Source organism: Methanomethylovorans sp. (assembly GCF_041305605.1).
Classification (GTDB): Archaea; Halobacteriota; Methanosarcinia; order Methanosarcinales; family Methanosarcinaceae; genus Methanomethylovorans.
The window spans coordinates 26,499-37,164 of the sequence record NZ_JBFYLB010000117.1 but is presented as its reverse complement, the minus strand read 5'-3'; the positions used below and the strand labels follow the sequence as shown (position 1 = coordinate 37,164).

Annotated in this window: 10 protein-coding genes and 1 pseudogene; 5 read left to right on the top strand and 6 right to left on the bottom strand. The window is 42.8% G+C overall.

Annotation, left to right across the window (positions count from 1 at the left end; genetic code table 11):
- From ACCM36_RS07555 to ACCM36_RS07540, 4 genes and pseudogenes are all read left to right on the top strand, one after another.
- Window positions 1-687 (top strand): annotated as a pseudogene (locus ACCM36_RS07555) (oligosaccharyl transferase, archaeosortase A system-associated); the annotation flags it as partial.
- Between the two features lie 54 nt (window positions 688-741).
- Window positions 742-1,251, top strand: coding sequence for a 3-isopropylmalate dehydratase small subunit (locus tag ACCM36_RS07550; protein WP_370573140.1), 510 nt, complete (start codon window positions 742-744; stop codon window positions 1,249-1,251).
- Entirely contained in the window at window positions 1,238-2,104 is an 867-nt protein-coding gene (locus tag ACCM36_RS07545) for a hypothetical protein (protein WP_370573139.1), read from the top strand. The genes ACCM36_RS07550 and ACCM36_RS07545 overlap by 14 nt, the downstream gene beginning before the upstream one ends.
- The gene (locus tag ACCM36_RS07540) at window positions 2,101-3,099 is read left to right on the top strand and encodes an isocitrate/isopropylmalate family dehydrogenase (RefSeq protein WP_370573138.1); all 999 of its coding nucleotides are present in this window, start codon (window positions 2,101-2,103) and stop codon (window positions 3,097-3,099) included. The genes ACCM36_RS07545 and ACCM36_RS07540 overlap by 4 nt, the downstream gene beginning before the upstream one ends.
- A 30-nt stretch (window positions 3,100-3,129) precedes the next feature.
- Here the strand turns inward: ACCM36_RS07540 and flaJ are convergent, their stop codons facing one another.
- The 6 genes from flaJ to ACCM36_RS07510 all read right to left on the bottom strand — a co-directional run bounded on the left by flaJ (window position 3,130) and on the right by ACCM36_RS07510 (window position 9,470).
- On the bottom strand, window positions 3,130-4,782 hold the full coding sequence (gene flaJ, locus ACCM36_RS07535; RefSeq protein WP_370573137.1) for an archaellar assembly protein FlaJ: 1,653 nt from the start codon (window positions 4,780-4,782) through the stop codon (window positions 3,130-3,132).
- A gap of 11 nt (window positions 4,783-4,793) precedes the next feature.
- Window positions 4,794-6,446 carry a type II/IV secretion system ATPase subunit gene (locus tag ACCM36_RS07530; protein ID WP_370573136.1) on the bottom strand — a complete coding sequence of 551 codons (1,653 nt, stop codon included), beginning with the start codon at window positions 6,444-6,446 and terminating at the stop codon, window positions 4,794-4,796.
- A gap of 17 nt (window positions 6,447-6,463) precedes the next feature.
- A complete protein-coding gene (locus ACCM36_RS07525) occupies window positions 6,464-7,159 on the bottom strand; it encodes an ATPase domain-containing protein (protein WP_370573135.1) in 696 nt (231 codons plus the stop codon).
- A gap of 15 nt (window positions 7,160-7,174) precedes the next feature.
- Complete coding sequence (locus tag ACCM36_RS07520) at window positions 7,175-7,672, bottom strand: flagellar protein G (RefSeq protein WP_370573134.1); 498 nt, start codon at window positions 7,670-7,672, stop codon at window positions 7,175-7,177.
- An 84-nt stretch (window positions 7,673-7,756) separates the two neighbouring features.
- A complete protein-coding gene (locus tag ACCM36_RS07515) occupies window positions 7,757-8,188 on the bottom strand; it encodes a hypothetical protein (RefSeq protein WP_370573133.1) in 432 nt (143 codons plus the stop codon).
- On the bottom strand, window positions 8,178-9,470 hold the full coding sequence (locus tag ACCM36_RS07510; protein ID WP_370573132.1) for a FlaD/FlaE family flagellar protein: 1,293 nt from the start codon (window positions 9,468-9,470) through the stop codon (window positions 8,178-8,180). Before ACCM36_RS07510 ends, ACCM36_RS07515 begins: the two co-directional genes overlap by 11 nt.
- Window positions 9,471-9,646: 176 nt before the next feature.
- Between ACCM36_RS07510 and ACCM36_RS07505 the strand changes: the two genes are divergently transcribed.
- The gene (locus ACCM36_RS07505) at window positions 9,647-10,666 is read left to right on the top strand and encodes a methyltransferase domain-containing protein (protein WP_370573131.1); all 1,020 of its coding nucleotides are present in this window, start codon (window positions 9,647-9,649) and stop codon (window positions 10,664-10,666) included.

Genomic DNA, 10,666 nt, shown 5'->3' with positions numbered 1-10,666 from the left:
ACATTCTTCACTGCTTCTTCTGAAGAAGAAGCCACTGCAGTGCTTGAAGCCATTCATCCCGATGCTGACAAGATGGGAGCCAGATACATTGTATCTGATGTGGAAATGGCCACCGGCAAGTTCTTTGCCATGGCTGCATGGACACTGGATACAGAGAATTATTACATACCTGTACAGACTGACCAGGGAGTAGTAACTGTGCCTGGTGAACGTTACTTCAATTCCATGGAAGCTAAATTGCACATTTTTGACGGTAATGGTCTCAAGCATTACCGCATGGTGCATGAATCTCCCGGTACCAGCACCCAAGGCCAGGAAGTAGGATACAAGAACGTGTACAATGTGCTCTTCAGTGGAAACATCAAAGAAGACAATTCCGGGTATGTGAAGATATTCGAATACGTAGAAGGAGCAAAGATCACAGGAACTGCACCAGCAGGTGAGAACGTAACGATCAGTACTATAATTAGTACAAGCCAGGGACGCTCATTCACATATTCACAGACCACGGTATCAAATGGAACCTATTCATTCATTGTCCCATATTCAACAGAAGGACCTATCACCGGACAGACCCAATTTGACGTAGCTCCCACAAAGCCATATGAGATCAGCTATGGCAGTGGAGTGGAAGAAGTAAATGTCAGCGAGAGCGACTTGCTTCAGGGTAATACAGTAGAGGTGTGAACTGCCGCTATATACAAATAGCAAAAGATAGAAGCTAGCCCAAGGTGGAACTTTATGGAGAAAATGATCAAAGGAAGAACATGGGTCTTTGGAGATGACATCGACACAGATGTCATAATACCTGGAAAATATCTCCGTACTACGGATATGCAGGTATTTGCAAACCATGCAATGGAAGGTGTTGACCCTGATTTTTCTAAAAAAGTAAAGCCTGGAGATATAGTAGTAGGCGGTAATAACTTTGGTTGTGGTTCTTCAAGGGAACAGGCTGCCCTGGCACTTAAATATGCAGGAGTTGCCTGTGTTGTAGCCAGATCCTTTGGAAGGATATTCTTCCGCAATGCCATAAACGTCGGCCTTCCTTTGATGGAAGCCGATGTACAGTGCCACGAAGGAGATGAGATCGAAGTTGACCTTGAAAATGGGAAGGCTACGGTTAACGGAAAACAATATACAGGCAATAAACTGCCTGATTTCCTTCTTGAAATACTAAGTGAGGGAGGACTTGTACCCCACCGCAAGGCAATGCAGGAAAAAAATAGAGGTTGTAATGATATTTCCTGACGAGTATAAATACGTGGGAGTTACGAGGATCCACCCTGATGATGCACATGAGGAAACGATATATTTCCTTAGTCGATATATAATAGTAGAACAGATCACGGATATTGATAAAGAATATTCCATATATCGAGTTGAACACACCGGAGAGGACCTATTAAGAAAGGTCACAAAGACAGAACTGATAGCCTCCGCAGAACAGGTTCTCAAATACGGTGAACTTTTAAATATCAAAGATCGGCGACTTCTTATAGAAAAGGCTGCAGAACTTTGTAAGACTGGTGTGAATACAGTTATCTTCACAGGACTCGACAGGCATGTTACATTTGTACATGAACCTGATCCCTCTGAAATAATCGATCTTGAAATAGTAGATGTAATCCCACCTGAACCTTCCTGGCTTAGCCTGATGGTGAGAAAGCTTGAAGCAAGCGGTATCTTCGGTGATCTGAGCATCCGGTTTAAAGAAAATATGAAGGACCTCAGGCAGTTCGAAGGAGAAAAGACGGTATTCCCATGTTCTTCATCAGGACTTGAAGGAAAATGCCTCGACTCTGATGTCATTACTGAAGATGGATCACTACTTGTAGGTTGCGAGATATCCCGGAAACTTTTCGAATCCAGGTTCCCTGATCTGAAATACGAGTTCATTAATATCTGCCCGTTCCGTTCTGATATTTACACACCACATGGACCATTTGTAACCCGATGCTGCCTGTCCGAAAGATCTGGCCTTGCTACCATAAATGGAATAAAAGGAGCTGTAGTCCATTGGGGAGCCTCGGAGTTCCAGGTAGCCGTAACGATACGGAAACTTGTACAGCAGATAAGGAAAGAACAAGGTGAAGGTCAATGAAACTTGCAGTGGTGGAAGGAGATGGAATAGGTAAAGAGGTCATACCTGCAGCTATAGAAGTAATGGACGCCCTTGCCCTGCCTGTGGAAAAGGTACCTGTGGAACTGGGATATGGAAAATGGGAACGGACAGGCTCTGCTATCACAGATGATGACCTTGAAACCCTGAAGGAATGTGATTGTATATTATTTGGTGCCATTACAACACCACCTGATCCTGCTTATAAGAGTGTGCTCCTTACAATAAGAAAGGAGCTGGATATGTATGCCAACATACGTCCCATAAAACCCATCGACGGCATCGTGGGTGTCACAGGGCGAAATGATTTCAACCTGGTGATAGTGCGGGAGAACACTGAAGGTATGTATTCCGGCATAGAAGAGATACATGAAGATGTAGCATACACCAAAAGGGTAATTACCCGCAAAGGCTCCAAGAGGATAGCCGAGTATGCCTGCAAACTTGCCAAAAGCAGGCAGAACCGTGTGGAGATAGTACATAAATCCAATGTACTCAAATCGGACAGATTATTCCTGGATGTGTGCCGTCAAACAGCCTCTTCCCATGATGTAGAATACCACGACACCCTTGTAGATTCAATGGCTTACAACCTGATCACACATCCTAACAGATATGATGTCATAGTGACCACTAACCTGTTCGGGGACATATTGAGTGATATGGCTGCGGCTTTGGTTGGTGGGCTTGGGCTGGTACCAAGTGCTAACATCGGAGAGAAGCATGCGTTTTTTGAGCCCGTGCACGGAAGTGCACCTGACATAGCCGGAAAAGGTATAGCCAATCCCATAGCTGCCATCCTGAGCATGAAGATGATGCTGGAATGGTTTAAATTGACCGACCAGGCAAAATTGATACAGGATGCCATGGAATATGCCATTAACCAGAACTGGGTCACGCCTGATCTTGGAGGCAAGGCCACCACAAAAGAAGTGGGACAGGTCATTGCGGGCCGTGTTAAACAACTTATTGGCTGAAGATCCACACCATTTCCAGATACTTTTTTGTCAGCCCATTCCTAGGAGTGATGTAACTGCAGTCCTTGTAACCACGGCACTGATACCTGAGATCCACACCATTATCACAAAGTCGATGGTAGAACTGAGAATATGACCCCCATCAACCACCCGGATCAATATTGCAGACATCAGAGAATGTGCTATCATGATGAACAATACCATCAGTGACAATACTTCGATATCTCCCACATCCGTATAGAGCACCATACCCATGGACATTCCCGGTGGCATATCCACACTGGAGAACATATCCTGCATAAGTTCAACCACACCTACAGAGATGTACATTGTGAAACCGATGCCACCTGTAAGACCGTAAAGGACACCTACGAGACTTGAAGCCGATTGTACCCTTTTTTTTCTTAAAGTCACTATTCTGTGAAAATTTGCGGCTATGATATCGCCTATGATCTCCGGCTTGCCTCCAAGGTTAGTTGCCTCTACGAACATGACACAGAACCTCTGAATAAGATGGCTTCCGGTATTTGCAGAAAAGAATTCCCATGATTTGAACTTGTCTATCCTCGTGTTAAGCCTCTTGTATAGCTCGTTCACATCTTTTGTAAGAGGGCCAAAATCATGGATACGCAATGCTTTCAATGCATCGTCTATCACTCCACCCCTGGCACCTGCTGAGCTTCCCAGGGACCTAATAAAGGCAGGAAAGTTTTCATCCCTGCGCCTGATGCTTTTCTCTATCTTGCGGCATACCTTTCCGGTGTATATGAGAGGAGTTAAACAAATTGCAATGGCAATGGGTGTGACAATTTTTCCGTAAAGCAGGACAACAATAGTAACAAGGATGCATGCCCCAACGGAAATAGGGATCGAACGATACAATTTGATCTTATAATCAGGAATTATATGGGAGTTACTCCACAGAGGATCCTTTGGAACCTTGCCTTTTGTAAACAGAAGTATCACAATGTCTGTTACTATGAACGTCACTACCACCATTGCCATAAGAAGTACTGCATCCATACCCGTTATCACCGGCATGATAACAGCGAATGAAGCAAGGAATATGAGAGACATTACCAATGAAACAAAGAGCTCCTTGATTATCTCAACATTGTACATAGCACTGTTGTACATGGACTCATATTCGTTCATGACAACATTCTGCTCTGAAAAAAGGAATGTTTTGATGTTTTCTCCTGACTGTAATCCGTGAGCGAACCTGTCCAGAAAGTCCTCAAATATAACCGAAGGTGTTCTCTTGGAAATGAACCTGCATGCTTCTGCAAGGCTCATATTCCATACGGTGACAAGATTATAGATCTTTTTTGTTTCAGTGGATAACTCCCTATACTCTTTGTTATCGGAAACTATCCTGATTATATCAAGCCGTGGAGTTTCAGCGGTGGCAACTGAACCCATTTGAGTGATGAAATAGTGCATGTTGTTGTCAATGCGTGAAGCTTGGCCTCCATAGATAGAAAGGGGATAGTACACTGCAAAGAGAATACAGATCACAGGAATCATGATGGGGATTGCCCTGGTACTTCCCTGGAACAAAGTGGGCAGGGCAGCATAAAGTAAAAAGGAAAAAATAAAACCAAATGCAATGACCGGTATGGCAATCTTTTTTATGTAAGTTGCCGGTTCCATGTCCATACAATGGAATGCCTTACTATACATTACATACACCCTTATACTGAGAACGGTAGCCCGTTAATACCATGCTTGTAGAAATTGATGATCACTTCCAGTACTTCATAATATTCCTCTATGCCCCTGGAACGCATTTCATTTATTATCCTGGCACGTAGGAACAGGTCCTGGTAGATCTTACGCTTGTCATCGTAACCCAATTTGGTAGCTATTTTGTTTTCAAGAATGAAGCTGTTGTTAAGGCCTCTGAAATTATGTTTGTCAGTCTCTGGGTCCCACTGGAATACAGCTCTTGTGACCACACCACCGGCTTCTTCATAATACCCTTCCAGTTCCTCAATAGCAAGGCAACGCCTTAGGAACTTACCTTTTCTGTAAACTGCGGAAAGAATCATGGCAACGTTGAGATTATCAATAAAAGTAACAGGTACATTAATAGGATCACCTGTTAGACGCTGTATCATCTTGGTAACTGCTGATGCGTGGAAAGTAGCCATAACCGGGTGTCCTGTCTGCATACCCTGGAAAGCCACAGCACCTTCCACACCTCGGATCTCACCTACGATAATATAGTTCGGTCTGGAACGCAATGCAGCTTTCAGTAGTGCAAAAGTATCAACCCTCGAATCCACCGGACCATCCTCACGGGTGATCAGCTGCTGCCATACAGGTTGCGGAGGCTGTACTTCTGCTGTATCTTCTGCAGTGTAGATCTTAGATTTGGGATTCACGAAACATAGACATGCATTGAGCATTGTGGTCTTTCCACTTGCAGTTTCACCACTGAAGAAAACACTCTGACCATTCTCCAGACATATCCACATGTAAGCTGCCATCTCGGCACTTAGGGCACCCCATTTTACAAGTTGAACGATACTCACAGGAACTTCCATGAATTTACGCATTGTGAAACTGCTGCCTCTGCGACTGATATCGGGACTGTAGATGATATTGATACGTGAACCGTCAGGAAGAGCACCATCAGCAATAGGACGAGCATCACTTACAGGGCGACCAATCCGCTCACTCATGCTGCGTAGCCAGCTATCAAGCCCTGCATCATCCCCAAAGGTAATATCTGTCTGAAGCATTCCGAATATTTTGTGAACAATGAAAACACCGCTTACACCTATACTATGGATATCCTCAAGATATGGATCCCTGATAATAGGTTCTATGGGACCTGAACCGATGATGTTCCTTTCGATATAGTAAAGGATCTTATTGTACTCTTGTTGGTTCAATGGTACTTTTTTCTTCACAGGAATAAGTTTTTGAATGACAGCTGGTCCTTTCTTGTCGACTTCTATGTCACCTCCTGCACCCACGTCCACGGAACTGTTCAATAACTTTGAGATCATTTCTTTAAGTTCGGTCTCAGATTGTGGTACAGGTTCCTTTGAGGATTTCTCCAGGATAAGGCTCATAATAGAATCATACTTCTTCTTTTCCTTGTCTGAAAGACGAGGTTCTATGGTATAGTATTTTATTTCACCCATTTCAGGCGTACCATAGATGTGAACAAATATGGGATCCCCCACAGCCAGTATGATATTTACATTGTCACCTTCAATATCCTTTGACAGACTTACAACGAAATTAGGTTCTGACCCTTTTTCTTTAGTAAATTTTTCTACATACTCTCCAAGATGAGGGTTCCTTTGTACCGCTTTCTGGAAATCAGCATCCATTCATACAACCTCCTGCATCATGAGACAGACGCAATCTCCACAACCAGACCAACTTTTGGTTCTATCCTGAAACCTATCATCTGTCCTACAGGTCCTTTGGCACCTGTGAACTTGTTGACCACCACGGTTCTCTTGACTTCATTTGCCATAGGCCTGGACTTTAGCGTAATATATATATCACAACTTGACCGGAACATAGAAGTTATCTCTTCACTAAGCTGGCTAGGTTCTATAGTAAGGATTATCACTTTGCCAATGCCATTGAGTTTCTTGAAAAAAGAAATGAGATCCAAGCTTTTCTCGATGTTGGCACTGTACTTGATAAGAGATGAGATAGTGTCAATTATGATCACATCTTTATCAAAAAGCTCTTCGGCACTCATCAGTCTTTCAACAAAGTCCAAGCGGGATTTCGCAGCCTGAACCAAAGGAATAACAGGTATGTAAAGTAGAGTACCATTAAGGAGATGAGGAGCAATGGGATAATCAAGAGAATACATCTGATTTATGAAGCCTTTGGTCGTAAGCTGTGTAGAAACAAGAGTTACACTGATCTTGTTCTCTATGAAGCCATATGTCAGACGCTGAGTAATGGTACTTTTTCCTCCACCACTACCGCCTTCTATGACTACAAAGGAACCGGATGGAAAGCCTCCGCCCAGTTTGTCATTGAACTCATCCCTGGAAATGCTAAAAGGATAAACGTCTGCCAATTATATACCTCACATTTATGTTTTAAAGTTCATGGACCCGGACTTGCCATTCTCAGCAGCTATCTTAACTCGATGATCCCCACCGCTGAGAGCTGATGACATTGTTACATTGACAACCAGCACATCTCCCGGACGCCAGACGACATCCCCGTCTATTACACTGCTTTGCACATCCGAAGGTTCTATGAGCGTCCCGTCCACCAGGATGGTAATAAATTCTGTATTAAGCTCGGAGCCTCCAGTGTTCTTTGCATAGAAAGTATAGCGTTTTTCATAACTGTCACAAGGTATGACCTCAGGGTCATTGATTATTGTAATATCTGTGCGGATCTGATCTGATAGGATTTTACTTCCTGAATATGTAGCTCCCGTAAGTGACTGAATATTTACAGAAAGCACAGCAACTACACCCATTGCTATGACAACAGCTGCTATGAAGAATATCATGTGAGTGATAGCAGTTTCACCTGTTCTATCCGCATACAACTTGTAAAATGGCCCTGTACTGAACACTGTTCTGTCAACCTCAGGAAGATCAAAGATACTAACTAGTAATATATAATTATTAGTATATATTAATTCCTAAGATTTGAAGGCTCAAATATTATAAGAATAATAATCACAAATCCCATTTTCAGCCACTATTTTCACCCTGTGATCACCAAAACCCGACAGATTATGGACGTTTAAGACGACAGAGGTTTGTGGAGTCCATGTAGTGGTAGTATTGAAATTTAAATAGGGCCTATAAACGCCATCAATTAGCACATCTATCTCATCCGACATCAAGGTCTCACTGCCTGTATTGAGAACCTCCAGGGATAACTGGTAAGTAGAATTGTGAATAATAGCACTTGATTGAACAATTTGTATATCTGTCTGCAATTTTTTCGTAGCAAGTGAGTAGTGCTCGTCAGCAGAACTAGAAATCAGATCATGGGAAGAACTGATAGTTGTGTAGGAAATGGTGGCAGTAATCAGGACAGAAACAAAAAAAATGGTCACTACCACTGATGTCTCAAAGCCCATAGAGTTCCTCCAGTCCATGCTTTACCTTTGACATTTCTCTGTCAATACTGCTCAGCATGTTTTTGTCTATCTTACGACCACATAGTCTCTCTATGAAAAGCAGGGATTTTGTGTGATCTTCCGGGAGAAGACGCCAGGTAGGTTTCTCCACATAATAGTCGATGCCCCTTGCATAGGCCATGATCTCAGACCGCACATTATCGCTTATCCAGCCAATATCAACATAATAGTCAAGGGCATCCATCAAATTGTTCCTTCCCACTCTTTCCATAAGGAACTCTATCCAGTTAAGAAGGACAACGACACTTGTGGGGTCCTTGCGTATAGCATCCAATCTGACCAGAGGGTTCTTCTCCTTTTGTTTGTCCAGATCACTTGGATTTAATTCTTCAGAAGGATCATTTTCTTGGGAGCTAGAGGTAGAAGCCTGGCTTTTTAGCGTTTTCGCCCCATTTTTTTCTATACCTTCAACTCTTAGAGATATTTTGCTGATAGTTTCCGAAAGCTCCAGAATGCCATTATCTGTATTAGTGCCCTTATTACTCAATTCCTGTGTTTTTACAGACAGATTATTGATGCTCTCGTGCATCATTGCCATTGCATCTGCAAAAGCATCGAACTTTGTCTCCATGTCCTGTATCTTTTCACTAACTGAGTCTGCAACTCCTGAAGAACTTATGCGTTGTGAGAAAGAATCTATGTCATTCTTCAGCATTACAAGCATATTACCCACTTCATTTATCCTTTTTTCAGTCTTGTCGAATCTTTCCAGTGTTGCCCTTCCACCTGCATCATCACCTACAAAAGGGTTCACCTGGTTAGATACAATTTCGTATAAAGATAGCAATTCAAGGATGTTCTTATCCATCTTTGCAACTGTTTTGCCTATTTCCTCATTCTCCTTCTGTACCATTGAGAGGCTAACCTCTGCTTTTGCTATTTTACCTTCGATCTCCTTTATTTTCTTAGTATTAGCTTCAAGTGCGGCAGCGTCAACAGATGGTTTCTCCTGTGAGGATTGCATTCCCGGAGGAAAACCTCCAGGTGGACTTGCTTGACCGGGCTTTGGCGGAAAGGAAAGACCAGGAGGCATCCCATGGATAGATGGACCACCCTGAGATGGAGGCATACCTGCTGAGAGATCAGGTACTAGTCCAAGACCAGGGGGAGCATTGGAAAAAGGATCAGAGTTACCACTGAAAGGAGAATTAGATGATTTATTCTTTCCTCCTTTTTTCAGAAGAGAAGTTATGTTCTTGATCTTGTCGCCAAGCCCTGCCATCTTAGACCTTTAGTATTACTTGAATTCCAGATTATAATATGGATTAAAACTACTGTAGTGGAGTATATGTATGCATCCAATATTATATAATTATATTCCAAGTAAATGAACGTTTTTCAGTGATTCGTAGACGGATCGCTTTAAATCCATTGATGCACCTTAGTAATCTGATCCAGGTGACAAGAAAAAAGAATTTTGAAAGGCAGTTCTTTTCTGATGAAGATGGCTTGCGCTTCGCCACACCTTGGCCAGTGGCCGCCTATAGAGCAAAAAGGCTTAAATGCTCCAGCCTGGCGGACATAAGCTGTGGTATTGGGGGACAAACGGTATATTTTGCAAAAGAGTGTGAAGTTGTCTATGCTATTGAGATCGATCCTGCTAAACTTAAACTTGCCAGAAAGAACTGTAAGCTTTTTGGTCTAAACAACGTGGAATTCATCTGCGGGGATGCACTCTGCCAGGATGTGATCGATCAGATACCTGCAGTAGATGTTGTATTCTCGGACCCTGCAAGAGCTGCAGCAGAGGATGAGCGTGACATAGCTAATCTCACTCCTCATATACCTGATGTACTGACAGCATATTCCGGAAAAACTAGGAACTTTGCTTTTGAGGTACCTCCACAGTTAACCCCTGAGAGGATACCTTTTGACTGTGAACTTGAATATCTTTCCCTGAATGGAGAACTAAACAGGTTGAACCTGTATTTTGGATATCTTAAGAGTTGCAGCATATCTGCATTGGCCTTACCAGGGCCAGTAAAGCTGTGTGGAGATCTTAGACATAATGGAGATAACAAGCTCATCAATGCAGATCAGCCTGGAAAATACCTGTATGAACCTGACCCATCTGTGATAAAAGCTGAATTACTTCCCGAACTTGCAGCAGAGATACAGAATAAAAATGTAGAGATATTCCGAATAGACAACAAACGTTTGATGTTGACATCAAATTACATTGCGGAACATCCTATGATAAAAAATACCTTTAGGGTAGTTTTTAGTGCCGGGTTTGTACCTGAAGATATTAATAGAGAACTTAAAAAGCTGGGATATGGCAAAGTGTTGCTGCGAGCCGAGGTAGACCCCACGATGTACTGGGATATTCGTAAGAGGCTGGAAAAAGATCTAAAAGGAGACAGGAAGGTCAATCTTTTTGCCAGAGGAAGAACAGCTTACATCTGCGAAAAGATTTAA